The 24,635-nt window shown below is 68.1% G+C and carries 22 protein-coding genes; 14 read left to right on the top strand and 8 right to left on the bottom strand.

The genetic code is table 11. From position 1 onward, the window contains the following. The first annotated feature begins 174 nt into the window (after nt 1-174). From TBIF_RS25335 to TBIF_RS23155, 4 genes are all read left to right on the top strand, one after another. A complete protein-coding gene (locus TBIF_RS25335; RefSeq protein ID WP_148302196.1) occupies nt 175-1,269 on the top strand; it encodes a Replication protein Rep in 1,095 nt (364 codons plus the stop codon). After that, complete coding sequence (locus TBIF_RS07300; RefSeq protein WP_207165748.1) at nt 1,266-1,544, top strand: RsmA family anti-sigma factor; 279 nt, start codon at nt 1,266-1,268, stop codon at nt 1,542-1,544. Before TBIF_RS25335 ends, TBIF_RS07300 begins: the two co-directional genes overlap by 4 nt. A 169-nt stretch (nt 1,545-1,713) precedes the next feature. Next, on the top strand, nt 1,714-2,616 hold the full coding sequence (locus TBIF_RS07295; protein ID WP_024794176.1) for a coiled-coil domain-containing protein: 903 nt from the start codon (nt 1,714-1,716) through the stop codon (nt 2,614-2,616). A gap of 118 nt (nt 2,617-2,734) precedes the next feature. Continuing rightward, nucleotides 2,735-3,511, top strand: coding sequence for an HNH endonuclease (locus tag TBIF_RS23155; RefSeq protein WP_024794175.1), 777 nt, complete (start codon nt 2,735-2,737; stop codon nt 3,509-3,511). A 99-nt stretch (nt 3,512-3,610) separates the two neighbouring features. Here TBIF_RS23155 and TBIF_RS07285 read toward each other — a convergent pair whose 3' ends face one another. Both TBIF_RS07285 and TBIF_RS07280 read right to left on the bottom strand, forming a co-directional pair. Further along, complete coding sequence (locus tag TBIF_RS07285) at nt 3,611-4,561, bottom strand: SMI1/KNR4 family protein (protein ID WP_024794174.1); 951 nt, start codon at nt 4,559-4,561, stop codon at nt 3,611-3,613. Nucleotides 4,562-4,867: 306 nt separating this feature from the next. Next, on the bottom strand, nt 4,868-5,554 hold the full coding sequence (locus TBIF_RS07280) for a hypothetical protein (RefSeq protein WP_024794173.1): 687 nt from the start codon (nt 5,552-5,554) through the stop codon (nt 4,868-4,870). 467 nt (nt 5,555-6,021) lie between these two features. Between TBIF_RS07280 and mobF the strand changes: the two genes are divergently transcribed. Next, a complete protein-coding gene (mobF, locus tag TBIF_RS23150; protein ID WP_024794172.1) occupies nt 6,022-10,401 on the top strand; it encodes a MobF family relaxase in 4,380 nt (1,459 codons plus the stop codon). 211 nt (nt 10,402-10,612) lie between these two features. On the opposite strand, the gene TBIF_RS07270 is transcribed toward mobF, so the two are convergent. From TBIF_RS07270 to TBIF_RS07245, 6 genes are all read right to left on the bottom strand, one after another. Beyond that, a complete protein-coding gene (locus TBIF_RS07270; RefSeq protein ID WP_024794171.1) occupies nt 10,613-11,563 on the bottom strand; it encodes a nucleotidyl transferase AbiEii/AbiGii toxin family protein in 951 nt (316 codons plus the stop codon). Further along, nucleotides 11,560-12,573 (bottom strand): type IV toxin-antitoxin system AbiEi family antitoxin domain-containing protein, encoded by a 1,014-nt coding sequence (locus TBIF_RS23145; protein ID WP_024794170.1) that lies wholly within the window; start codon nt 12,571-12,573, stop codon nt 11,560-11,562. Before TBIF_RS23145 ends, TBIF_RS07270 begins: the two co-directional genes overlap by 4 nt. 409 nt (nt 12,574-12,982) lie before the next feature. Further along, entirely contained in the window at nt 12,983-13,195 is a 213-nt protein-coding gene (locus TBIF_RS07260) for a hypothetical protein (RefSeq protein WP_024794169.1), read from the bottom strand. A 46-nt stretch (nt 13,196-13,241) separates the two neighbouring features. Beyond that, nucleotides 13,242-14,000 carry a type IV toxin-antitoxin system AbiEi family antitoxin domain-containing protein gene (locus TBIF_RS07255; protein WP_024794168.1) on the bottom strand — a complete coding sequence of 253 codons (759 nt, stop codon included), beginning with the start codon at nt 13,998-14,000 and terminating at the stop codon, nt 13,242-13,244. A 513-nt stretch (nt 14,001-14,513) separates the two neighbouring features. Then, nucleotides 14,514-15,629 (bottom strand): sensor histidine kinase, encoded by a 1,116-nt coding sequence (locus TBIF_RS07250; protein ID WP_024794167.1) that lies wholly within the window; start codon nt 15,627-15,629, stop codon nt 14,514-14,516. After that, nucleotides 15,626-16,348 carry a response regulator gene (locus tag TBIF_RS07245; RefSeq protein WP_038170268.1) on the bottom strand — a complete coding sequence of 241 codons (723 nt, stop codon included), beginning with the start codon at nt 16,346-16,348 and terminating at the stop codon, nt 15,626-15,628. The genes TBIF_RS07250 and TBIF_RS07245 overlap by 4 nt, the downstream gene beginning before the upstream one ends. 232 nt (nt 16,349-16,580) lie before the next feature. Here TBIF_RS07245 and TBIF_RS07240 point away from each other — a divergent pair, with 232 nt between their 5' ends. The 9 genes from TBIF_RS07240 to TBIF_RS07200 form a co-directional block, all read left to right on the top strand. Next, nucleotides 16,581-17,348 (top strand): DUF305 domain-containing protein, encoded by a 768-nt coding sequence (locus TBIF_RS07240; RefSeq protein ID WP_307810597.1) that lies wholly within the window; start codon nt 16,581-16,583, stop codon nt 17,346-17,348. Nucleotides 17,349-17,385: 37 nt separating this feature from the next. After that, entirely contained in the window at nt 17,386-19,500 is a 2,115-nt protein-coding gene (locus TBIF_RS07235) for a heavy metal translocating P-type ATPase (RefSeq protein ID WP_024794164.1), read from the top strand. A 52-nt stretch (nt 19,501-19,552) separates the two neighbouring features. Continuing rightward, nucleotides 19,553-20,401, top strand: a complete 849-nt coding sequence (locus tag TBIF_RS07230; protein WP_038170264.1) for a F510_1955 family glycosylhydrolase — start codon at nt 19,553-19,555, stop codon at nt 20,399-20,401. 125 nt (nt 20,402-20,526) lie between these two features. After that, nucleotides 20,527-21,342 carry a cytochrome c biogenesis CcdA family protein gene (locus TBIF_RS07225; protein ID WP_024794162.1) on the top strand — a complete coding sequence of 272 codons (816 nt, stop codon included), beginning with the start codon at nt 20,527-20,529 and terminating at the stop codon, nt 21,340-21,342. Between the two features lie 20 nt (nt 21,343-21,362). After that, nucleotides 21,363-21,512 carry a hypothetical protein gene (locus TBIF_RS25645; protein ID WP_158506324.1) on the top strand — a complete coding sequence of 50 codons (150 nt, stop codon included), beginning with the start codon at nt 21,363-21,365 and terminating at the stop codon, nt 21,510-21,512. 78 nt (nt 21,513-21,590) lie between these two features. After that, complete coding sequence (locus TBIF_RS07215; protein ID WP_024794161.1) at nt 21,591-21,968, top strand: ArsR/SmtB family transcription factor; 378 nt, start codon at nt 21,591-21,593, stop codon at nt 21,966-21,968. Further along, nucleotides 21,965-23,917: a heavy metal translocating P-type ATPase gene (locus TBIF_RS07210; RefSeq protein ID WP_024794160.1), complete on the top strand. Its 1,953-nt coding sequence runs from the start codon at nt 21,965-21,967 to the stop codon at nt 23,915-23,917. The genes TBIF_RS07215 and TBIF_RS07210 overlap by 4 nt, the downstream gene beginning before the upstream one ends. Further along, complete coding sequence (gene lspA, locus TBIF_RS07205) at nt 23,914-24,414, top strand: signal peptidase II (RefSeq protein ID WP_024794159.1); 501 nt, start codon at nt 23,914-23,916, stop codon at nt 24,412-24,414. Before TBIF_RS07210 ends, lspA begins: the two co-directional genes overlap by 4 nt. Next, nucleotides 24,411-24,635, top strand: a 225-nt coding sequence (locus tag TBIF_RS07200; RefSeq protein WP_024794193.1) for a DUF3703 domain-containing protein, incomplete at its 3' end; no start/stop codon positions are given. The genes lspA and TBIF_RS07200, both read left to right, overlap by 4 nt.

Genomic DNA, 24,635 nt, shown 5'->3' with positions numbered 1-24,635 from the left:
GCTCTCGGTACTGCACGACCCCCGAAGGGATCACTCTTGCTGGAGTGCTCTCAGGGTAGCCCATACCCTGTTACAAGCTCAACCATCACAGGGCGTGTCGAAACCAGTAACACACTGGTTTCCCCCCATACACGCCGCACTTACCGCGGTCACCGCGGCAGCTCCAACAGCCCGGTGCTGTTCACGCTGCCACCGCTACGCCAGCCCATCCCGGATGGGACCTTCACCAGTAGCAACGCTGTCTGCTGGTGGTCCCGCGACCGGTGGCTCACCCATGTCGAAGCCCTCTACGACACCCACTACCGACGTCTCCGAGCCGCGGGCCTGATCCCGTCGGTCGCCAAGCAGACGTTCATGACGGTCATGGATGTCATGTCCACCGACGCGGACAACGACACCGGGCGCGGCTGTCGCACCCCGGTGGGGGACACCCGCCGCGATGGCACCCGCACGGGCCTGTGCGCCCACACCAAGCGCGCACGGCGCACCGTCCAACGCGCCCGCGAGATCGCCCGCCACCTCCAGATCGCCACCGAAGTGATCCCCGGCCGACACCGCACCCTCACCGAACGCCTCGAATCCTGGAAACGCGGCGACACAGCCCGCGGCTGGTGCGCCGTCTACGCCCTCCACGACACCACCCGCACCGACCTGCCTGTGGATAACTCACAGGACCTTGACCTGCACACACACCAGAATGTCACCCCACCACGTAGTGGCCGCTTTACAGCTTCTACTTCCAGTAGATCTGTGGTTACTACAGCAACAAACGTGCAAGGGCGACGCGCTCCGCGCGGCCCAGCCACTAAAAGACAGGGCAAACGGGCCGCCGCGTTCGATCCACGGGCACTACTGCTGGCCTCACGCTGCAGTCAGCACCCGAACATGCCCAGCTGGGTCCGGCGACACGGCACGAAAGCATGGGCCGCGGTCCTCACCAGACCCGCAGCGCACGGGTGGGATGTGGACGACGTCCTGGCCGCGATCGAGGACTACGCCCTAGGCCGGAGGATGCTGACCAACCCGGCCAATCCGTTCGGGTACCTCGCGGCGATCCTCGCAGGCTGCGACCTCGACGCGCCCCCCGCCGCGCACCTGAAAGCCCAAGCGGCGGAAGAGGACGCGCGGCGGCGGGCCGAGCAAGAACGGCATCGGGCCGAGATCCGGCGCCGCAACGCCAACGCGGCCCCGGTGGGCAGCCCCGGACGTGAAGCCGCGCTCGCTGTCGCCCGTGCAGCCCACACCCGCACCGACAAGGCCAAGCCGTGACCACCGGCCCAGAGCAGGGCGACGCATCTGCGGGGAACCGCGTAGATGGCGGGAACGTCGAACCTTATGTGATCGATGACCCCATCCCGGTGCCGCAACTTGGCCCGCCCTACAGCGCCGACTTCCTCGCCCACCTGCATGGCGGCATGTACGAGGACCTGCCCGAACACGCCCAACTCTGGCAGCAGGTCCGCGCCGACCCCGATGCTGCACACGTCCTCACCGCCCTCGATGAGGTCACAGCCCAGCTCCACGCCCTCAGACGTGGGCAGTAGCCATGGCGCGAGCGCGACCAGCCGGCCAGCAGTCGCCCCCGAAGCCCTCCGAGCAGGCGGAGAATCGAATAAGATTACGTTTCGTTTCATGAAACGTAACTAGATACGAAATGAAATATGTAACGTAACATGGTAAAGTGTGGTGAGCATCGATGAGAGGACCCCTCCTGTGACTGACGAGCGCCGGCCTGGCCGCCCCCGTATCCACGACACCTCGGCTGACCGGGTGCGTGCGCACCGCGAGCGCAAACGTGCCGAAGCCCAAGCGGCGGCGCTCCCGGTCCCGCCGGCGGCCGATGACCCCGAGGCCGCGGTCTCCGCGCTCGTCGATGTCCTGCCCAGGCTGCGGCAGGAGGCGGAGACGTTGGCGGGGCGGATGACGGCGATCGCCGCGCAAATCACCGCGGCTACCTCGGTGCTGGGGGATAAGACCGCCCTCGACACCCATCTGCGCCGCGCCCAGGCCGAGGCCGCGAAGGTCCGCGCCGACGCAGATGCCGAGCTCGCCGATATGCGCGAGAAGCTCGACGCCGCGCTCGAGGACCGGGCGAACGCGGATGCCGCGGCCGACACCTCCGATGCGGACGCCGTCGCCGCGCTCGAGGCACTCGAGACGGAGCGTGCCGCGCACACCGAGCAGATCGAGACCCTCACCGCCGGCTACCGCCAAGACCGGGACGAGGCCCGCGAGGAGCATGACCGGATGGTGCGCACTCTCAAATCCGACGCCGTCGATATCGGTATCCGGCATAAAGTCGACGTCGACACCCTCACTGCACAGATCACCACCGCTGTGGCCGAGCGTGACGCGATGGCCGAGCAGCGCGACGCCGCCCGGCTATCCGCCGAACGCGACAGTGCCGCGACGGCCGCGAGTATCGCCCGCCTCGACGCTGATCTTGCGGACGAGAAGCAGGCGGTGCAGGCTGAGCGGGACCGCGCCGACATAGCCCGCCAGGAACTCAATGCTGCGTTGATTGAGCTTGCGGAAGCTCGTGCACAGGCGGCCGCGGCGCGGGAACGCGCCGATGAACTGCGTGGCGAACGGGACGCGCTCCGCACGCAGAGATAAGCCATCCTCACCGGGGAGAGGAAGACCAGGCGGGGTAGTCCGATGTCTGTCTATGGTCAATCAACGCCGTGCGCACGTATCGGCCGGATGTGGGAACCTACGAGCGACGGAGCCGGACATGAGCCAGGACCCCTACCCAGTTCTCGCAGAGTGGGCCGAGCACGAGATGACCCTTAACCCTGATTCGGCGACGGCTCTGCGCGGCGGTGACGCAGCCGCGGTGGGCCGAGCGCTACTCGATCAGGTGGCAGGAAATGCCTCCCGCAGCACCGGGGAAGGGCAGTCTCCGCTCCGGGATGTGCCGCTCCCGGCGCCTAAGGCGGACGTCCTGGCGCGGGTGTGCGGGGCGCTCACCGCGGGGGACACCGTGGGTGGGGAGCAGATCCTGCACGCCGAATATCCTTTCGTCCCGTTTGAGAAAGTGCGCCGGCAGTACACCGCCCGCACCTGCCTGCGCGTGTTCTACCGGGATGGTTTCCTCGACCGCTACAGCGGTGCCCGGTTGGTCAACCCCGGGGTGCTGCGGTTGCTGTCGGTGCTGGTGCCGGAGGCGTTCCCAGCGCATCCGAACTGGGACATGGGGCAATCGCACATCGGGTTCTGGGAGTTGTTCCCCACCATCGACCACGTCCTGCCCATCGCCAGGGGAGGGGCAGATCAGATCGAGAATTGGGCGACGACCTCGATGCTGCGCAACTCCGCGAAAGCCCACTGGACCCTCGAAGAATTGGATTGGCAGATGGCCCCCGCTGGCGATCCGGCGCTGTGGGATGGCCTCTCGGGCTGGTTTATCGCATACGCGTCAGCCCATCCCGAGCAGATCGCGGGCAACACCTACATCCGCAAATGGCTAGCAGCGACCATCGACATCGCCCGGGAACACACGCAGGCGTAGCCGCCGGACACGGAGACGTAGCGCGACACACGGGCACAGGACCGGACCGCGCAGAAGTGCCGGTGCCGGAGGGGCTCGGGTGTACTTCTGCGGAAGGGTTCAGGAGTCGACGGCGAACTCGAACCCGCCCGGCGGCATCTCGTAGACGAGGACCTCATTGCCGTCGCCGGTGACGATCGTCAGATAGAACGTGGGCACCTCGTCGATCCAGACGCAGGAGTTCATGCTCACCCCGCGACGGCGCGGAACCTGCCGAAACACTGTCTCGCCGCCCCGCACCACCGCGCCCGGGTGCAGGGACTGCGCGGCGGTGAGGACCGTGCGGCGGATGACGTCGAGGTCCACGAGTTCGGCATCCCCAACCTGTGAAGGCTGAAAATCGCGCAGCGGGAAGGGCAGAGACAACAGCGTCGGAGCCGGCGACGGTGGGGCAGGGTCGTCCGAGTAGTCGACTTTCCAGATCAGAGCACCATCGTTGAGTGTCGGCGTCAGATAGGAATGCTCCGCCCCCGATTCGACACTGCGGCGAACGGAATCGATGTAGTCGGCCAGCGATGCGAAGATCGGTCCGCCATCATCAGCGCCGTCCGCGGCGAAGTACCGAACGCAACCCCGATGTTCGCCGCGGCGGGTATCGACATACCGGAAATCGCCGGCCCCGTCCTCAGCGAAGGGGACATAGGCATCAAGAAACATTGCCGCTTCATCACCCGCAACCTGCGCCTCGACGGTGGCCGGCCAGTCCGGCCTGAGGTCTTGGGCCAGGTGCAGGTTCTCGCGGGAAAAGATGTGCTGGGCCACCATCTCGTCGATGGACAGCAGCCTCAGATCTGGCAGCATCGTCCCGAGGAGAGAGCCGTGATCGTCGCGGTCGGGTTGGCCATCGTGGAGGGCGAAGAACTCGCGGAGCTCCGAAGTCCATCCGGTTGTGGCGCGTTCTGCATCCTCCCGATCAGCTAGTGGCCGCGGTGGACGCAGGGCCGCCGCCGTCACAGGTGCGCGGTCCCGAAGGACCTCCATGTACGCGAGCCAGGCGTCGGTGAGCGTCATGGCCTGAACCTATATCGGCCACGACGACATTGAGAGAATCAACATCGCAGACAAGAGCCTCACCGGGCACCGCGAACCGGAGCGAGAGCTTCTCTCCATCGCCAGCGGCGTCCCCGCGGAACACCCCGACCGCGTCACCGGCGATCAGTCCCACCAGCGAACCTGAAGTAGCGCTTCACGGACTACGGGGATGGGCCCGAGACAGGGCAGCGCTCGCGATTTTCCGGTGTGGTGATTGTCCAACAAGCTGTTGGACAATCACGACACCGGAGCCGCCTCAGACGCACTTTCGCTGTCGGCCAATGACTAGAACGGCAATCGGTCCGCGGGCGTCGCGGCGATCTCCGCGCACACTATCGCCTCGAGCACCGGGGCGATCGGGGAGACCGAAGTGGTCGGGGTCCGTTGATTGTCTTCCAGCCGTTGCTGCACCAGGCACTGTGCCCGGACTCGAAACGCCCCGTCCCGATGTAGCCACACCCGGTCCACGATCTTGCATGCCAGCGGTGTCACGTTGACGTGAAAGTCCTTCCACCGTTCCGGGTCTTTGCGCTCCCTCCGTTCGGCGATGGTCTGTGTGAGCATCGCGGCGATCATGGCGTCGGTTTCCTTGATCTCGGCGATGATCTCCGGGGTGACGCGCGGATACAACTCGACCTCGAGAATCTCCTTCCGTGCCTGATCCCACGTGTCCTGCCGCATCGCGGCCGTGTCCGACGACGTCGGCGTACGGCCCGGATTCGCCGACAACCACCTCTGCCGAAGTACGTCCTCGAGCTCCTCGGCGCGCGTTTCGGTGAGCTGCTGGAGACGCCGGGCCTCGGCGGCGACTGTGGGGTTGGTGTGGGGGATCGCGAGCCATTCGCCCATGATCCGGCGGGTCTCCCGCGCGATCACCACATCAACACCGCCATCCTCCCGCGGCCCATCCGGGCCATCGAGGACAGTGCTCTCCGGTTTTGTCCCGGTGTCCATCGGCGTCTGCTCACTCATCGTTGTAGCTCCCCGCTCTTTCGTGTATTGGCGGCACCAGATGCCGAGATTCTCGGTCCCGGCGGCCGCCGTTGACACGGCTGCCCATCGGCACTTCCGCAGGCCCGTGGCTGCCGCCACGGGCCTGCATTTCGGGAGGTGTCGTTGTGCGCAATCCGCCTCACAGTCAACTCCTCGGCTCCGCTGAGCGGAGCCGGAAACCGGGGTGGGGAAGCTGCCGCGGCGACGGCTCCGCCGCCCGCCTTGCCCACGAAACCCGACCCCCACCCTCCTCATCACCATCCCCTCCTATCCCTCAGCCTCCCACCCGTCCCTGACACAACCAGCCCCACACCAAACGCAGAACCATGAAACCCCAGAACAGTCATCTACGACGACCTCAAACTTTACACACCTCTGTCAGCGCACTGTGCCGTAGGTCACACCATGAGTTGTGGGGTGGAGATTCTGCCCGTACGCTGAGCGTCATGATGAGCCTGTCCGTCCTGCACGCGGGGGACGGCTACGCCTATCTGACGCGTTCGGTGGCGACGGGCGACCGCAACCGCGGCCCTATGTCGCTGGTCGACTACTACGCGGAGACGGGAACGCCGCCGGGACGCTGGTTCGGCAAGGGTCTGGACTCACTCGCGAAGGGGCACCCGGAGCTGCGGAAGCAGCTCACAGTCTCAGGGCAGGTGGACGAGAAGCAGATGTTCAACCTGTTCGGGTTGGGCCTGCACCCGAACCAGGAGGCGATCCATCAGGAGCTGCTGGACCGCGCGTACACCCCGCTTCAGGTCATGAGGGCAACTGCCGGCGCGACGAAGGTTGCCAAGCTTGGAATACAGTTCACCACCTACACCAACGACATTCCGGTCCTGGTGGCCATCAAGGCCGCGACGGCGGAATGGGAGAAGCGCGAGGGCTCCGCGCCGACGCCCGAGGTCCGTATGGCGATCGTCTCGGAGGTCGCCCCGAAGTTCTTCGCCGAGGCCAAGGGCCGCGAGCACGCGAACCTGCGCGAGCTGCATTCGTGGGTCGCCCACCAGCGCCGTCAGGTGCGCCAGCCCGTCGCCGGATTCGACTTCACCTTCACACCGCAGAAGTCGGTGTCGGTGCTGTGGGCGCTGGCCGACAAGGAAACGTCCGCGAAGATCCTGGATCTGCATCACCGTGCCGTCGATGATGCTTTGACGTGGATGGAGTCGGAGGCGGCATTCACGCGCTCGCATTCAGGTGCGGCGCAGCTCGATGTGGAGGGGCTGATTGTGGCCCGGTTCGACCACTGGGACACCCGCTCGGGTGATCCGAACTTGCACACGCACTGCGCCGTGTCGAACAAGGTCCTGGCCTCTGACGGCACCTGGCGATCGCTGGATTCGCGGTCCATTCACCGCAGCGCTGTCGCCGCATCCGAGCGGTACAACGCCCGCATCGTGGAGCTGATGGAAGCCGAGATGGGTGTCGAGTTTGAGGCCCGCGAACCGGCACCGGGCAAGCAGCCGGTGATGGAGGTCGTCGGCGTATCCGACGAGCTGGTGGCGGCGTTCTCCACCCGCCGCTCGGACATTGAAGTGCGCCGCGACGAGCTGGTCCAGGGGTACCGAACCAAGCATGGCCGCTCGCCGTCGAAGGACACTGAGTACAAGCTGCTCCAGCAGGCCACGCTGGAGACACGCGAGGGAAAGCAAGAGCCCAAGACCCTGGACGAGATCCGCGACGGGGCGATGGATCGGGCCGCGCAGATCGTGCCCGCCGCAGAGCTGGAGGACTTCGCCGAGACCGTGCGTGCTGGCACCAGCGAGCTGGGCTTGCCCGATTACCTGACGATGCACCTGGACGAGACCGTCGCGGCCGAGGCTGCCGCGCAGCCGGGCCGTAAGCCGGCGTGGATCGGCCAGGAAGCCGCGGCGAATGCCGTCGTCGCCTTGGTCTCTGAGCGCAGGGCCGACTGGACCCCGGTGCATGTGCGCGCCCGCGCCGAGGCAATCAGCGCGTACTTCGCGTTCGCCACCGAGGACGAGCGGCGGGAGGCGATCGAGCAGACCGTCACCGCCGCGATCGCTGAGCATTCGGTGCGCCTGTCCGTGGACGTGGACACCGGGGTACCGGCCGCGTTGCGCCGCCGCGATGGGCAGTCGGTGTTCGCCCGCCACAACGAACAGACCTACACGTCCGTCGAGATCTTGGAGGCCGAGGAGTCCCTGCGGGTCGCGGCCTCCGAGCCGACGGTCTACAGCGCCTACGACGCCAGCGCCGCCGCGGTGTTCGCACAGTTGCGGGAAGAGTCGGGCCGAGACCTCAACCCCGGCCAGGCTGCACTGGTTGGGCACTTCTGCCAGTCCGGCACCGCGCTCGCTGTCGGCACCGGCCCCGCCGGCGCCGGAAAGACCACCGCTATGTCCGCCGTGGTCCGCATCTGGAAGGCCGAGGGCCGCGACGTGATCGCCCTCGCCCCGTCGGCGGCTGCCGCGACGGTGCTCGGCGATGAGGTCGCCACCGACGGGCGCACCATCGCCTCGATGACCTACGCCTGGCGCGGCCTGCTCGCGAACAAGGGCATCCCGGCACGGACGCTGCCGAGGGGCATGACCATCGCGCCGGGCACGATGTTCTTGGTCGATGAGGCCGCGATGGCGTCCACGAAAGACCTCGCCGCCATTGCGGAGATCGCAGCCGAGTACGGCGCTGTGGTCCGTCTGCTCGGTGACCCGGCGCAGCTCGACGCCGTGGAGACCGGCGGGGCGCTGCGGATGCTCGCAGGTGACACCCATGCCCCCGAACTGTCCGACGTGGTGCGGTTCGGCGCGGACGCCGAGCAAGCAGAGAACTCGCTGCTGCTGCGCCAAGGCGACCCAGAAGCGCTCGGCATGTTCGCGCAGCGCGGATGGATCACCGCCGGCACCACCACCGAACTCCTCGACAGTGTCTTCGCCGGATTCGTTGCCGACACGGAGGCCGGGGACAAGTCGCTGATGCTCGCCTCGACCAACAACGAGATCTACGGGCTCAACTCCCGCGCCCAACTGTGGAACCAGGACCGCGGCGCAGTCGCCGACGACGGCACGACCGCCGCGCTGGCGGATGGACAGTCCGCATTCGTGGGCGATCGCGTGGTCACCCGCTCGAACAACCGGCAGCTCCGCACCGTCGGCGGCACCCGCCCCGGCGCCGCCGTCCTCAACGGCGACCTCTGGACCGTGAAAGCCGTCAACACCGATGGATCGCTGACCGTGCGGCACATCGAGCACGAAGGCTCCGTGACCCTTCCGGCTACCTATGTGCAGAAGTTCACCCAGCTCGGCTACGCCTCCACCATCCACCGCGCCCAGGGCATGACCGTCGATATCTCCCGTGCGGTGATCGGCAAGAACACCGACCGCGCCGGTGCCTACGTCGCGCTCACAAGGGGCCGCAAGAGCAACCACGCGTATGTGTCAGACTCGATCGACCTCGACGCCGATATCGAGGTCCACCAACTCGACGCCGAGCCCGACCAGCTCGACGCGCTCACGCGCCTGACGGCAGTGCTCAGCCGCGACGACCACACCGTCGCCGCCTCCGTCCAGATCCAGAACGCACTAGAAGAGGCGACCAGCCGCAAGGCGCAACTGACCGCCTACACCCACGGGCAGTCATTGCTGCGGGATCAGTGGATCAGCGGAGTGATCGCCGGCGTGCTCGGCACCGCGGATGATGACCGCGCTCAGGCACATCCCGAGGCCTACGAGACGCTGCGGGCCGCGCTCGGCCGTATCCACGACGCCGGCCACGACCCGCGGTCCGCACTCGAAAGCGCGCTGTCCCGCGGCGAGATCACGACGGCCGAGAATGTGGCCGGCGTCCTTGGCGCACGACTTGGTGCGGAGAGCCGCGTGCAGGCGATGGAGGTGCCGCCCATGCCGCCGGCCTACGCCGGGATGGACCGCGACCTCGCGGACTGGGCACGGCAACTACGCGCCCACCTGAACAACCCGGTGCCTGTTCCTGAGCGGGAGCCGGCGACCGCACCGACCCTGCCAACCGGTGCTCTGGCCCGGCTCACCGAAGCGGAACTGCGCGGCGCTTACGACCAGCACCGGTCCCAATGGAAGGAAACACGGAGCGGACGGGGCGAGGCGGTGGCCGAGCGGGAGCGGATCATCACCACCCGGCCCGAGGTCACACGGGCACAGGCAGTCCTGGCAACACGGGAGGCAGCACAGCAGATCGACGCGATCCGCGGGCTCGACTACGAGATCGCGCAGTGGCGCAAGCGCCTCGCCGCGGAGACCGAGACGCCGAAGAAAATGTTCCGCAAGCACCGCCCCAACACGGCGTTGGCCGCGATCACCGCACAACTGCAGCCGCTCGAGGACCGCCGGGCACGGTGGGCCGCGATGATGCCTCCGGAAGACCAGTGGTCCCGGATCGAGGCCGACGCACGGCATCTGAACGTGCCGGACCTCGCGGCCGCCGCGGCGATGGACAAACGTGAGGTTGCCGCGCTCGATGCGCAGATCAGCCGCGCGGACACCGCGATGCGGAAGATCAAGGGCGGCGCCGCCGGGATCAGGGCGGAGGTGGACCGGCGAGAAGCTCTCGCGCCCGCGCACAGGGCGGCGGAGGACCGTGCTCGCGCTGACCTGCCCACGGAGCCCAGGCCAGCGGATACCGCCGCAGGGGCCGACAGCGATGGCACTCCGGCACAGAAAACAGCACGGCCGAAGGGCGAGATCTCTGGCTTGTCTACGGCGGCGCAATCGCATCCCCGCTCCATACGCGACCTCCTCAACAGACCCGGAGCCAGCAGAGACGCAGAAGAACCGAGGACCGTCTCGGAGCCGTCGCACGACCGCGCGACCGGATACGACCTCGACCTCTAACGGCGGAGCAACGACATATGGACAGATCGTTGCGGCGTGGCTGTGCTGATCCAGCGTTCGACACAGTCCTCGGTGCCCGTTGCCATGTGACTCCCGATGTGCCTAACATGCTGGATGTAAGCCTTTGCGGACCGATGACGTTGTCATGTTGCTTAGGCCACGATCTGGAAGCCTCGGTACTCCGCTCGCGGACCCGGGGCTTTCGCCTTTTCTATGTGGCGGGATCCGCCGTGCGGACGTCAGCACTCGGCCTGTCCTGCATCCAGGTGCGGCGCTGATGGTCCCACTCAGCGTTTCGCTGTGCTGTGGGCAGTGCAGCGAGGATGTGGTTGTAGCAGTTCCCCGCCACGGCGAGAGCGGTGTCGAGGTCGTGGTGTTCGCTGGTGAGTGGGCTTTTCTTGGCGTTCGCCGACCAGTGGGTGGTCCAACTCGGGCCGGGGGAGACGAGGGTGGTGGGCAGTGCGGGGATTCCGCGGACAGTGCGTTCACGCTCGACGGCTTGGGCGGTGGTGGCGAGGTCGATGGGCAAGAACATGGCGATCAGGAGAAGGTCGACGAGGTCGCGGTAGCGACCCGACGCGGTACTGGCCGCCCCATGGACCTCGTACATCGCGCACAGCTTGTCGGCGATCTGATCCGCCAGGGGATAGAGCAACACGCTGGTCTCAGGGGTGAAGTCGTCGGTGTCGACCAGCCGGGGGATCGGGTGGCGCTCGACCTGCCCGACGAGCTCGCGCCGACTATCGACGATGTCGATGGAGAACGTGTCGAATGTGCGGCCGCCGAGCAGGGCGATGACCGTGACTTTGGAGCCTTTTTGATCGGCGAGGGGGCGGGGTGGGCCGACTTCGAAGCGGAAGTGGTCGAGGTGGTGATCGCGCACGGTGCGTCGCAGCTCCTCGATGGGATCAGCGGTGTCGTTTGCGATCAGCAGGTCGATGTCTTTGCTGTAGCGGGACTGGGGGAGTCGGACCATCATGCCGATCCCGCCCTTGAGGATCCACAGATCCGGGTCTGCGTCGAAAACGCGCGTGAGGAAACGGCTCATCACGAACTGGCGGCGCACGAGGTTGACGCTCTGCCCGGTGGCTTTCGCACGTGCGCCGAGTCGGTCGGTCAGGCTTGCCCGGACAGCGGCTGGCGAACGCGCGGGAGTGCTCACTGCTGGTGGCCTTTCGATAGAGGGGCCGCATTCAGGAGGGCCTCAAGGCCAGCTGGGTCCGTGCGGGCCGCAGCGAGGAAGGTGTTGAGAGAGTTCGGCTGCGGAAGCTCGCGCAGGACGCGGGCGATCTCCTTCAGCCCTGTTGCCGAGGACAGTGCCTGGGTGAGAGCGCCGGTGGCAGAGGCAGAATCGGCGATATCGTCCATCGTGGGCGAGGCCAGGCGGGCGAGCTCGGCGGTGAGTTCCTCGAAGTGCTGCGCCGCGAGATCGGCCGAGATAGCGCGGAGGAGATCTGGGCGGACGGGGGAGACCGCGGCGGAGAGTCGGCGAGTGATATCGGCCAGGGCCAGGGTGGTGGCCGGCACGCCTGCCTCCTGGATGAGCGAGTCCAGGAAGCCTGGCCCGTCGAGAGCGCGGTGGCCATAGGCGAACGCGTGCGGTGCGAGAGCCGCGGTGGTGTCCTCGATGGTGGCGAGGTCGCGGGCCAGCGTGTCGCGGACGACTGCGGCGAGGTGTCCGGAGTCGGTGCCGGCGGCGGCGAGGTCGGCGATGGTGCGCACAGGGGTGGTCACGGGCAGTCCGTCGATGACCTGCCAATTATCGCGGGCGAGCGGGCCGCGGTAGATGGCGACGTCGGGGATGGACAGGCGGTGCCGACGGAGTGCGGTGATCTCGACGACGTCGGCGTCGAGATCACCGAGCTGGTGCAGGTGTGCGGCGGTGCGGTGCGAGAGCACGCCGGTGGGCACATCTTCGTCGAGGCGTTCCCACATCACCCGTGCTGGGTCCAGGGCCAGCCACGCGACCCGCTCGTTCTGGTGCTCGTCGTGGGGGAAGCGGGCGAGACGGTAGATGCCGTGGTGTAGCCGCTCCAGATAGCCCGCGTCAGCCATGCGTTTGAGCTGCTGGGGGGTCACCGATGCGGCGGCGCGGGCCTGGCGGCTGGTGACCAGACCCCATTGCTCCGAGGCAAGACCCACCACACTATCGGCGGGGCTATCGCTAACCATGGCGCAATAATACCATCCTGGGTGTAATTATTTCGCCATGTGATGTTTGGTTGCTGTCGGCGGGGCAGCCTTGGGGAGGGCCGTTGTCGCGTAGAGAGTGCGGTGGCTCCCGACTGGGGAGTCGGGGTCGGGGCCTTCATCCGGGGGGATGTCAGGGCATCTATGAGTGAATCACTCATATCTGCTCATAAACAGTCATACATCGCCCCGGCGCCGGCCAGGTCGACTGGCGGCCACCAACATCCCAATCGGGCGCGACGACCCGTGGGCCGTTGCCGGAGCTCGCGTCGCGGTGTCCGTCGAGTGAATTGGACACGTGCTCACGGTAGAGTTACTGACGTATTCCCGGCCTGGTCCGGGTTTGTTGAAACCGCCGTCGCCCGGAAGGGAACGGCGGCTTCCCTCGTTTCTAGTCCTGATCGGGGCGCTCTCGCGTATCTGCGGTCGACGGCGGGATGTGGTTGGCGTCGCCGCCGATCCTGGCTTGTTCCTGTTCCTCGGCCAGGGAGGGCTGCCGGTTCGGACGGCTGCCCGCCACCCCGGAGGGATACGGATCTTTCTTGCTGTCCTCGGACTCCTCACGCAGCCGAGCCGCCAGTTCAGGGTCAATCTTCTTAGTCATCTGGCCTCTTTCCGGTGCTGCTTCCAGTCTGCCCTGCTGGGCGGAGCTAGGCGTTGATCCCGCGAGATCGTCGCATGGCCTCGGCCAGGGCATCGTGTGCTGCGGCGATGGCGGCATCGCGGTTCACCGTCAGCCGCTGGCTCAGCCGCCGCGTGGACTCGGGGACGCCGGCCTCGGCGAGGAAACGATCCAGTAGACCTGAGCCATCACCCAACGGGGCGCCGTAGGTGTGCGCGTAGGGGCGAAGGGCAGCTGCGGCGTCGTCGGGGTCGAGACGGCAGGTGATGACCGCGTCGCGGACAATGCCAGCCAGGTGTCCGCCGTCGAGGTGATCCGCGGCGAGATCCTCGACCGTCGAGAGCACCGTGGTGACCGGCAGCCCGTCGATCAGCGTCCACCTTTCCGGTGCGAGGGCCGCGACGCGGTACCGGACATCGGTGAGGCGGGACTGCTTGCGGCGGGCAACGATGAATTCCATGACATCGGCATCAGCGTCTCCGAGACCATGAAGCTTCGCCGCGGACCGATGAGAGACAACCGCCGGTTGCTGCTGGTTGAGCTGGTCATCCGCGGTGGCTGCGGGCTCGATCATCAGCCACGCCGCCCGAAGCTGCTCCTCGCGCGAGATGGGGGCGCCGCTGATGCGGTAGGCGCCGTGGCGAAGCCGCTCGACGATGCCGCGCTCGGCGAGCCGGGCGAGCTGCTGAGGCGAGACGCCGACGGTCCGGGCCTGGGCGGTGGTGAACAGGCCCCATTGCCCGGCAGCGAGTCCTGCCAGGTCTAGTGCTGAAAAACTCGCGCTCATGCTGCAATACTAACAACAGGAGTGTAACTTTTGCAGAAGTATCATGAATTTTTGTAGTTTTTGGCGCATGCGATGGTGGACGGTGTGACTGGAGCGATGGTGATGATAGATACGGAAAACACCTCCGGTGGTGCGCGAGGCGGGGCGCGTCAACGTCCCAGGGCCTCGGCGAAGTGGGGAACTTCGTACATTCCCTTACTTGCACCTCCGGAGGTGTTTGTGAAGGCCCACTCAATACATATCAGAACTCGCCGTCGGCCACGATCCGGTGCGTTACCGACAGCTGGTTGCAGTGCCGAAGGCCAAGCCCACCTCGCCCGTCCTCCTGGTGGCGGTGGCCGCCCGCCCAGTCTGGACCGGCCTCGCGCATGTCACCCGTGGCGCAACGAATTTGAATAGTGGTCCGGTCAGCTGAATAGCCCAGACCAGCCTAACGGGGACAAAGGCCACCGGATATCGCCGACGGTGACGGTGTCCGGTGCGCCCGCCTTTTAGAGGCTCGGGGGCTCTGGGCTATTCAATCGCAGGCAGTCGCACGGTGAACGCCGCGCCGCGGCTCGGCCCGTCGCTGTAGGCGGAGACTGTGCCCCCGTGCGCCTCCACCAGTGCGCGGGTGATCGTCAGCCCGATCCCGCTGCCGCCGTGCCGGCGATCGCGAGCGGCGTCGGCCCGGTAGAACCGGTCAAACAGATGCTCGAGATGATCCGGAGCGATCCCCTCGCCGTTGTCAGCGACGATGATCTCCACGTGGTGGGAGTCCGCCATGCGGCCGGTGACCGTGACCGCGCCGCCGGTGGGCGTGTGGCGCAGGGCGTTGTCCAGCAGGTTTCCGAGTACCTGGCCCATCCGGTCGGGGTCCACGAATACTATTGCCGCGCCCCGCGCGTGCCCGCTCAGTGCGACGGCCTTGTCGTCGTAGCGCTCCTGGACACTGCGGATCGCGGTGTCGATCAGCTCGGCCGCCGGGATGGAGACCGCAGCGATACGGTCGCGGCCCTCCTCCGCGCGGGAGACCGCGGTGATGTCGCGGGCCAGGCGGCCCAGGCGATGGGTGCTCAGGCGCAAGATCTCCATCGTGTCGGCGTCGAGCTCGCGGACGCCGTCTTCGAGGGCCTCGAGGTACGAGTCGAGGGTGGCCAGGGGCGTGCGCATTTCATGGGCGAGGTCGGAGAGCATCTGCCTGCGGGTGCCCTCGGTCTCCTCGAGCCGGTGGGCGAGCTCGTTGAAGGCTGCGGTGAGCTGGTCGAACTCGCGGCCCAGACCGGGGCCGGCGACGCGGACCCCGTAGCGCCCGCCCGTGATCTGCGCCGCGGACGCGGTCACAGCGGCGATAGAGCGTTGGACCCGGCGCGCGATGACCCAGCTGACGACCAGGGCAAGCAGCACCGCGACCGCCAGCGCGATCGACCAGGTCAGGATCATCGACCAGGTGTAGGCCTCCTCGACATGGGCGGCCTCGCCGGAGTGCTGGTCGATGCCGGCCCGGCCGAGGTGGTCGTGGAAGATGCCGGGCGCGACGGCGGCCGCGACCAGCCATGCGCTGACGGCGCAGCCGACGACCACCGCAGTCACCGCGACGAGAAGCCGGGTGCCGAAGCTGGTCGCGGCGAGCTTGCCGGGCGGGGTCACTGCGCCGTTCCCCTCTGGCCCGTGCCCATTCGGTAGCCGACGCCGCGGACGGTGCGTACGTAACGGCCGAGGGTGGCGTCGTCGCCGAGCTTGCGGCGTAGGTGGCCGATGTGCACATCCACCAGGTGCTCGTCGCTCACCCACGACGGCCCCCACACCGCGGCGATCAGCTGGGCGCGGGAGAGCACGAAGCCGGGGTCCTTCGACAACGCCGCCAGCACGTCGAACTCCGTGCGGGTCAACGACACAGGGGCATCGTCGACGGCCACTTCGCGGGCGTCAATGTCGATGGACAGGCCCCCGATGGCGCGGACCTCACGCTGGCGTGACCCCTCTGATGGGTCTGCGCCCGGTGAGACGGCGGCCCGCGCGCGGGGGCGGCGCATCATGGCCTGGATGCGGGCCATCAGCTCGCGGGGGCTGAATGGCTTTGTCTGGTAGTCGTCGGCGCCGACGGAGAGCCCGATGACGGTGTCGATCTCCTCGGCGCGGGCGGTGAGCATCACGACGTACGCGTCGGAGAACGTGCGCAGCTGCCGGCAGACCTCGACGCCGTCTAGACCGGGTAGGCCCAGGTCGAGGACCACGATGTCGGGGTCGAATTGCCGCGCGAGGTCCAGCGCGTCGTGCCCGTCGCCGGTGATGGCCACCTCGAATCCGTCGCGCTCCAAATATGAGGAGATGAGTACTGCCAGCGACGCCTCGTCCTCGACGACCATCGCCCGCAGCCCGGTGGGCAGGCGCGTCTCTGAGGCTGTGGGGTTGGTCGTGGCGACGGTGTCGGGGTGGGTGGCCATGGCTCCATCATCGCCAGCACCGCCCGGCCGCGTAGTCCCGGTCGCCCTTCTTTACCAAACCTTCATGAAACACACACCCGAATCACGGGGTCCACGTATCAGGCTGTGCGGGACACAGCGGCGGGAGAAGCAGGACATGACGGGCAGGGGCGCGATGAGCTGGATCGGATGGTCAGCGATCGCCATCGTGCTCGCATTGTGGGCGTTGGTGATCTGCCTGATCACCACCCTCTTCCGTGGCGCGGACCATGCCGCCGAGCCCGGCCCCGATGCCCCCCTCCGCACCCCGAACAAAGGACACCGTGACATGAGCAAGAAGACTCTCGCCGCCGGCGCCGCCGCTATCGCCCTTGGTCTGGTCCTGACCGCCTGCGGCAGCGGCGGCTCCACCACCACGGACGCGACTGCCACTACGACGACCAGCGCAAGCGCCGCGGAGACGTCCGCGGCTGCGGAGGCGCACAACGATGCGGACGTGATGTTCGCGCAGATGATGATCCCGCACCACGCCCAGGCTGTAGAGATGAGCGACATCCTGCTGGCCTCCGGCGGCATCTCCGAGCCGATGGTGGCACTCGCCGAGGAGATCAAGGCCGCCCAGGGGCCGGAGCTGGCGCAGCTGACCGGCTGGCTCGGGCAGTGGGGCGAGCCTCTGGAGATGCCCGGCATGGGCCACGACATGAGCACAATGGAGGGCATGCTCAGCGAGCAGGACCTGCAGGATCTGACCGACGCCCAGGGCAATGATGCGTCGAAGCTGTTCCTCACGCAGATGATCGGCCACCACGAGGGCGCGATCACCATGGCCGAGGACGAGCTGGCCGACGGCCAATTCCCCGACGCCCTTGAGATGGCGCAGGTCATCATCGACACGCAGAAGCAGGAGATCGACGTCATGCGGCAACTGCTGACCACGCTGTAAAAGGCTAGTTCCCACCCGACCATCAGGAGACTCGCCCATGGCCAGCCCCGAGCACGGACACACCCATCTTCCCTCGGGTCTGGCCGAGCACAGTCATCCCGAGCACGCTGGGCACGACACCGCGCCCCACGCCGGGCACGGAGGACATGACAAGCATGCCGGGCACGGTGCGCACGGCGAGATGTTCCGCCGCCGCTTCTGGGTCTGCCTGGCCCTGACCGTGCCGGTCGTGGTGTTCAGCCACATGATCGCCGACCTGCTCGGCTACACCATGCCCGAGTTCGCCGGCTCGATGTGGATAGCCCCGATCATCGGCACGGGCATCTACCTCTACGGCGGCCTGCCGTTCCTCACCGGCGGCTGGCACGAGGCCCGGACCCGCCAGCCCGGGATGATGCTGCTCATCGCCATGGCCATCACCGTCGCGTTCGTCGCCTCGTGGATCACCACTCTCGAGATCGGCGGGTTCAACCTCGACTTCTGGTGGGAACTGGCGCTGCTGATCGTGATCATGCTGCTGGGGCACTGGCTGGAGATGCGGGCGCTGGGCTCGGCGTCCGGCGCCCTCGACGCGCTGGCGGCGATGCTCCCGGACACCGCCGAGCTGATCACCGCGGACGGTGTCCGCGAGGTCCCGATCTCCGATCTCGCCCGCGGTGACCTGGTGCTCGTGCGCGCCGGCGCCCGGGTGCCCGCCGACGGCGCCGTCACCGAGGGCCGCGCCGAGGTGGACGAGTCGATGATCACCGGCGAATCCGCACCGGTGATCCGGGTGCCGGGGGACACCATCGTCGCGGGCACCGTCGCCACCGACAGCGCTCTTCGCGTGCGGGTCACCGCGGTCGGCGCGGACACCGCGCTGGCAGGGATCCAGCGGATGGTCGCCGACGCGCAGGCCTCGTCCTCGCGCGCCCAAGCCCTCGCCGACAAGGCCGCCGCGTTCCTGTTCTACTTCGCGACGATCGCAGGCATCGCCACGTTCGTGGTGTGGTCGCTAATCGGCAACGTCGACGAGGCCGTCGTCCGCACCGTCACCGTCCTCGTCATCGCCTGCCCGCATGCGTTGGGCCTGGCGATCCCGCTGGTCATCGCCATCTCCACCGAACGCGCCGCCAAGGCCGGAGTGCTGGTCAAGGACCGGCTCGCGCTCGAGCGGATGCGCACCGTGGACGTGGTGCTCTTCGACAAGACCGGCACCCTTACCGAGGGCCAGCACCAGGTCACGGGCGTCGCCGCCACCGCAGGGGTCGGCGATCAGCAGCTGCTGGCGCTGGCCGCGGCCGTCGAGGCGGACAGCGAGCATCCCGTCGCCCGGGCCATCGTGGCTGCAGCGAAGGACCGGGTGCCCGCCGGCGGGCACCCGGCCGCGACGGACTTCCGATCGGTGCCCGGACGCGGCGTCCGCGCCACCATCGACGGCGACACCGTCTCCGTCGGCGGCCCGGCGATGCTCGCGGACCTCGGACTGGCCGCGCCCGGCGACGTCGCCGCGGTCACCGACGCCTGGGTGGCGCGCGGCGCCTCAGTGCTGCACGTTGTCCGGGGCCAGAGGGTGCTCGGCGCGGTGGCCCTCGAAGACGCCGTCCGCGAGGAATCCCGCCAGGCCATCGACGCCCTGCACGCCCGCGGGGTGAAGGTCGCGATGATCACCGGCGACGCCCAGCAGGTCGCCGACGCCGTCGCCGCGGACCTGGGCATCGACGAGGTGTTCGCGCAGGTGCTCCCCGAGGACAAGGACGCGAAGGTCGCCGAGCTGCAAGCCCGCGGGCACCGGGTGGCGATGGTGGGCGACGGCGTGAACGACGCGCCCGCGCTGGCCCGCGCCGACGTCGGCGTCGCCATCGGCGCCGGTACCGATGTGGCCATCGAGTCCGCCGGGGTGGTGCTCGCGGCGAACGACCCGCGCGCGGTGCTCTCCATCTTCGTGCTCTCCCATGCCAGCTACCGGAAGATGTGGCAGAACCTGGTGTGGGCGGCGGGCTACAACGTCGTCGCCGTGCCGCTCGCCGCCGGCGTCCTCGCATTCGCCGGGGTGGTGCTGCCCCCGGCCGCGGCCGCGGTGCTCATGTCGGTCTCGACCATCGTCGTGGCCCTGAACGCGCAACTGCTGCGCCGCTTGGACCTCGACCCTGCCCGGCTCGCCCGCACCTGACACTTCCCCGGATCTGTAGAAACGAGAACAACAAATCATGTTCGGATCACGCATGTCTCGACTGCGTCCCCGCGCCCTGGCGGCCCTGGCAATCCCGCTCGCCGCGGTCGTGCTCGCAAGCTGCGCGTCGGCGCAGGATGCCCCTCCGGAGGAGGCCGGGCCGGGATCCGCGTCGGCGCATTCTGCGTCGGCGCAGGTGGCCTTGGACCCGCCGCTCGATCACTTGCACGGGCTGCACCTCGACGCGGACGGCACGGTGCTCGCCGGCACTCATACCGGGATGTTCGAGGTCGAGATGTCCGGGCGCACAACGAAGATTGGCGACTCGGACGACGACTTCATGGGCCTGGCCGGGGTGCCGGGCACCAACGACCTTTTCGCGTCGGGCCATCCCGGGGCCTCCAGCACTGCCCCGAACCCGCTGGGGCTGACCGCGAGCACCGACGGCGGGCGCACCTGGGAAACGCGATCGCTGCTCGGGGAGGTCGACTTCCACGCCCTGGCCACCGACGGTGAACTGCTGATCGGCTTCGACGGCGTCACCGGCCTCATTGTGTCCGCCGACGCCGGCACCACATGGACGCCCGGGGCTGCGATGGGCGCGGCTGCCCTCGCCGCCACAGACGGCGGTGTCTGGGCGGCGACCGCCGACGGCTTGCAGCACAGTGCCGACGCTGGACTCACCTTCGCCGCCGTGCCCGGCGCCCCGGTCCTGGTGCGTATCTCCGCCGCCGCGGACGGATCGCTGTGGGGCATCGACACCAGCGGCGTGGCCTGGCGCAGCAAGACCGGCGAGACGTGGGAGCAACGCGACGTTGTGGGGCCGGTGGAGGCGGTGCTCGCCGTCGACTTCAACACCGCGTACGCCGCGACTGCGAAGACGCTGTACACGCTGGGCTGAGTCCCGCTACTGGGGCGCACGTGCCCCTGCCTCGTGCCCAATTTTCCTGTCTAGACCGAGCGTTGGCCATGGACCCGCCACCACCTGAGCCGATCCCCGTCGAGAAGTAGAGAAGCAGAAACACAGTGACTGATCTCATCCTTGCCGAAGGCATCGGCGACGCCTTCCAATCGGCCGCGATCAGCGGTCCGCTGCTGCTCGCGGTGCTCGCTTGTGTCGTCGCGGGCCTGGTGTCCTTCGCCTCGCCATGCGTGGTGCCGCTGGTGCCCGGCTACATGTCCTACCTGGCCAGCGTGGTGGGCGCAGACGCTCCCGCCGTCACGGTGGAAGAGGCCAAACAGGTCCAGCGGGCTGGCCGCTGGCGAGTCGCCGGCGCTGCGACGCTGTTTATCGCCGGCTTCACCGTCGTCTTCGTCCTGGCCACTGCCACGATGTTCGGGGCCATCACCTCTCTGACACTGAACCGTGAACTGCTCGAGCGCATCGGCGGCGTGATCACCATGGTCATGGGCCTGGTGTTCATCGGCTTTTTCCCCATGCTCCAGCGGGACACCCGGATGGCCCCGACCCGCTTCACATCCCTCGCGGGAGCCCCGGTGCTGGGCGCCGTGTTCGGCCTCGGCTGGACCCCCTGCCTGGGGCCCACACTGACCGGCGTCGTCTCCGTCGCCGCGGGGACCGAGGGCACGACCGCGGCGCGCGGAGTCCTCCTGATCTTCGCGTACTGCCTGGGGCTGGGTCTGCCGTTCATCATTCTGGCGCTGGGCTCGGCCCGTGCGCTGCAGGGCGTCGGCTTCCTGCGCACACACTCTCGGACCATCCAGATCGTCGGCGGCGTCATGCTCGTCCTCGTCGGTATCGCCCTCGTCACCGGCATGTGGGGCCTATTCGTCGACTGGGTCCGCATCGCCTTCATCTCCGACACAGTGCTGCCGATATAAGCAGCACGGAAGATCCCACAATGGTCTTCACGACGGGAGCGGTACGCAACCCGTGGCGCTCGCTGACGGGCATGAGCACCGCGTTGGTGCTGATATTCATATCGCTGATTGGCTGCATCACCCACAGGGTTGCCGAGCGCCCATTCTGGCTGTGCGCGTGGATCGTTTGAAGCCGGCCACACGCCCGTCGTCGATGGAGAGGCAGACCGCCCTGTCATATCATCGCTAATTATGACTATCATCGTCTTATGACGATAGATGATGTGAGTGGTTGCCAGGCAGCTGTATGCGCGGGGACCGGGCTCGATGCCGCGGTGGCGCTGTTCCACAGCCTCTCCGACGGCACACGGCTCGCGATCGTGCGCCGCCTTGCGGACGGGGAGGCCCGGGTGGCGGACCTGGTAGGTGAGCTTGGCCTGGCCCAGTCCACGGTGTCGGCGCATGTGGCGTGCCTACGGGACTGCCACCTCGTCGAAGGTCGGCCGGAGGGTCGGCAGGTGTTTTACTCCCTCGTCCGCCCGGAGCTGATGGACCTGCTTGCCGCCGCGGAGACGCTGCTGGCGGCGACGGGCAACGCGGTCGCGTTGTGCCCGAACTACGGCATGGACACGGGGGAACGGTCATGAGCGACGCCTGCTGCGGCTCTGACGAGCCTCGCCCCGGCGGCGATGCGACGGATGAGCAGGGGAAATTGTGGCAGGTCACCGAGATTCGGGCCGCCGCAATCGCCGGAGCGCTGCTGGTCGCCGGGCTGGCCATCGGCTGGACCGGCGGCCTGGATGCGCTCACACTCGTCCTTGAATGGGCGGCGTTGATCGTCGCCGGCTACACCTTTATCCCCTCGACACTCACACGCCTGGCCAAGGGCAAGATCGGCGTCGGCACCCTGATGACGATCGCCGCCGTCGGCGCGGTGCTGCTCGGCGCGGTCGGCGAGGCCGCGATGCTCGCGTTCTTATTCACCATCAGCGAGGGCCTCGAGGAATACGCCGTCGCCCGCACCCGCCGCGGCCTACGTGCCCTGCTCTCCCTCGTCCCGGACACCGCCACTGTGCGCCGGGGCGGCCGCGAGCACACAGTCGCCCCGGCCGAGCTGCGGCTCGGTGAGACGATGATCGTTAAGCCCGGCGAGCGGCTCGCCACCGATGGAATCATCCGCGGCGGGCGCACCGCGCTGGACACCTCGGCGATCACCGGCGAGTCGATGCCGGTCGAGGCGGGGCCGGGGGATGAGGTGTTCGCCGGGTCGATCAACGGCACCGGGGCCCTTGAGGTCGAGGTCACCGCAGGGGCCGAGGACAACTCCCTGGCCAAGATCGTCCGGATCGTCGAGGCCGAGCAGTCCCGCAAGGGCGAGGCACAGCGCCTGGCCGACAAGATCGCGAAACCGCTGGTCCCGGGCGTGATGATCGCCGCCGCGGTCATAGCCGCCGTCGGCAGCGTGCTCGGCGACCCACTTGTCTGGATCGAGCGGGCGCTGGTCGTGCTGGTCGCCGCCTCCCCGTGCGCGTTGGCAATCGCTATCCCGGTGACGGTGGTCGCCGCGATCGGCGCCGCCAGCAAGTTCGGCGTCCTGATCAAGGGCGGTGCCGCGCTGGAGGCCCTCGGCCGGATCCGCGGTGTCGCGGTGGACAAGACCGGCACCCTGACCCGCAACCGGCCCGAGGTCATCGAGGTCGACGCCGTCGACGGCGTCACCGAGGCCGAGGTCCTGGCAGTCGCCGCCGCGCTGGAAGCCCGCAGCGAGCATCCGCTCGCCCGGGCGATCCTCGACGCCGTCGACACCGTCGTGCCGGCGGAGAATGTCGACGCTGTCGTCGGAGCCGGCCTGACCGGCGCTATCGACGGTGTCTCGGCCCGGTTGGGCCGGCCCGGGTGGATCGACCCCGGCCCGTTGGCCGGGGCTATCGAGCGCATGCAGCACGCCGGCGCCACCGCGGTGCTGATCGAACGCGGCGGCGTCCTGATCGGGGCGGTCGCGGTGCGCGATGAGCTGCGCCCGGAGGCCCGCGAGGTCGTGGCCGGGCTGCGCCACGGCGGGTATACCGTCGCGATGCTCACCGGCGACAACGAGCGGACCGCCCGCGCCCTGGCCACCGAGGTCGGCATCGACGAGGTGCACGCCGACCTACGCCCTGAGGACAAGGCCCGCATCATCGCTGCGCTGCGCGCTGACCGGCCGACGGCGATGGTCGGGGACGGCGTCAACGACGCCCCGGCCCTGGCCACCGCCGATCTGGGGATCGCGATGGGCGCGATGGGCGCGGACGTCGCGATCGAGACTGCGGACGTCGCGTTGATGGGCGAGGATCTGCGCCACCTGCCCCAAGCGCTCGATCATGCCCGTCGTGCGAGAAGGATCATGCTGCAGAACGTCGGGCTGTCCCTGGCGATCATCACGGTGCTGATGCCACTCGCGTTATTCGGGATTCTGGGCCTGGCGGCGGTGGTCCTCGTCCATGAGGTCGCCGAGATCGTCGTGATCGCCAACGGCGTCCGGGCGGGCCGCGCACGAGGACTCGCGGCCATGCCGACACCCCGGGTTCTTGAACCGGCTGGTGGATCCCGGTCATGACGTCTGCCGAGAGCCCCGCGCGGCCGCGCACGAGCCGCCGCGCCATCCTGGTCGCCGCCGGCCTCTTGGCCGCGGTAGCGCTGATCGTCGATCCGGTGGCCCGCGCCGGCCTCGCGGGAGGGGGAACCATGGGCCTTGGGGTGCTGGACCTGCGGCTGGTCTATAACAGCGGGGTCGCGTTCAGTCTCGGCGCGCAGCTCCCCACCGCCGTGATCGTCGCGGTGACCGCCGCAGTGACCGCCGGGATCGGCGTGTTTGCCTGGCGCACCGCACCCGGCAGCCCGAGGCTCCAGAGCATCGGCCTCGCCATGACCGTCGCCGGCGCCGCCGCCAACGTCATCGACCGGATCCTCGACGGCACGGTCACCGACTATTTCCACACCGGTTGGTGGCCCACCTTCAATCTCGCCGACGTCTACATCACCGGCGGCGTTCTGCTCGTGATCTGCGCGCTATTTCTCGACACCGCCACCATCAGAAAGGAGCCCATGTCATGAGCGGAATGCCTGGGAAGCTGCGCGATGCCTACGCCTCGGAGATGGCTGCCGCCCGAGATGCCGGTGAGGCCGGCGAACGGTGGCATCACCTCGAACGCGCCCACATCATCTCCCAGCCCTACCCGTGGCCGCACACCCGCAATCACATCGCCATGCTCGGACTCGCCCTGCGCCAACGAGACCGCCGCGAGGCGATCGGCCAGATCATCCGCATCATCGTC

It is taken from the genome of Tomitella biformata AHU 1821 (assembly GCF_000524475.1).
GTDB classification, from domain to species: domain Bacteria; phylum Actinomycetota; class Actinomycetes; order Mycobacteriales; family Mycobacteriaceae; genus Tomitella; species Tomitella biformata.
This window is presented reverse-complemented; position numbering and strand designations above follow the sequence as displayed.

Excerpts from the sequence above, each read along its gene's own strand:
- TBIF_RS23155 (WP_024794175.1), top strand. The coding sequence starts at position 2,735 with ATGAGCCAGGACCCCTACCCAGTTCTCGCAGAGTGGGCCGAGCACGAG.
- TBIF_RS07285 (WP_024794174.1), bottom strand. The coding sequence starts at position 4,561 with ATGACGCTCACCGACGCCTGGCTCGCGTACATGGAGGTCCTTCGGGAC.
- TBIF_RS07280 (WP_024794173.1), bottom strand. The coding sequence starts at position 5,554 with ATGAGTGAGCAGACGCCGATGGACACCGGGACAAAACCGGAGAGCACT.
- mobF (WP_024794172.1), top strand. The coding sequence starts at position 6,022 with ATGATGAGCCTGTCCGTCCTGCACGCGGGGGACGGCTACGCCTATCTG.
- TBIF_RS23145 (WP_024794170.1), bottom strand. The coding sequence starts at position 12,573 with ATGGTTAGCGATAGCCCCGCCGATAGTGTGGTGGGTCTTGCCTCGGAG.
- TBIF_RS07260 (WP_024794169.1), bottom strand. The coding sequence starts at position 13,195 with ATGACTAAGAAGATTGACCCTGAACTGGCGGCTCGGCTGCGTGAGGAG.
- TBIF_RS07255 (WP_024794168.1), bottom strand. The coding sequence starts at position 14,000 with ATGAGCGCGAGTTTTTCAGCACTAGACCTGGCAGGACTCGCTGCCGGG.
- TBIF_RS07245 (WP_038170268.1), bottom strand. The coding sequence starts at position 16,348 with ATGGTCGTCGAGGACGAGGCGTCGCTGGCAGTACTCATCTCCTCATAT.
- TBIF_RS07240 (WP_307810597.1), top strand. The coding sequence starts at position 16,581 with ATGAGCTGGATCGGATGGTCAGCGATCGCCATCGTGCTCGCATTGTGG.
- TBIF_RS07235 (WP_024794164.1), top strand. The coding sequence starts at position 17,386 with ATGGCCAGCCCCGAGCACGGACACACCCATCTTCCCTCGGGTCTGGCC.
- TBIF_RS07230 (WP_038170264.1), top strand. The coding sequence starts at position 19,553 with ATGTCTCGACTGCGTCCCCGCGCCCTGGCGGCCCTGGCAATCCCGCTC.
- TBIF_RS25645 (WP_158506324.1), top strand. The coding sequence starts at position 21,363 with ATGGTCTTCACGACGGGAGCGGTACGCAACCCGTGGCGCTCGCTGACG.
- TBIF_RS07215 (WP_024794161.1), top strand. The coding sequence starts at position 21,591 with ATGACGATAGATGATGTGAGTGGTTGCCAGGCAGCTGTATGCGCGGGG.
- TBIF_RS07210 (WP_024794160.1), top strand. The coding sequence starts at position 21,965 with ATGAGCGACGCCTGCTGCGGCTCTGACGAGCCTCGCCCCGGCGGCGAT.
- lspA (WP_024794159.1), top strand. The coding sequence starts at position 23,914 with ATGACGTCTGCCGAGAGCCCCGCGCGGCCGCGCACGAGCCGCCGCGCC.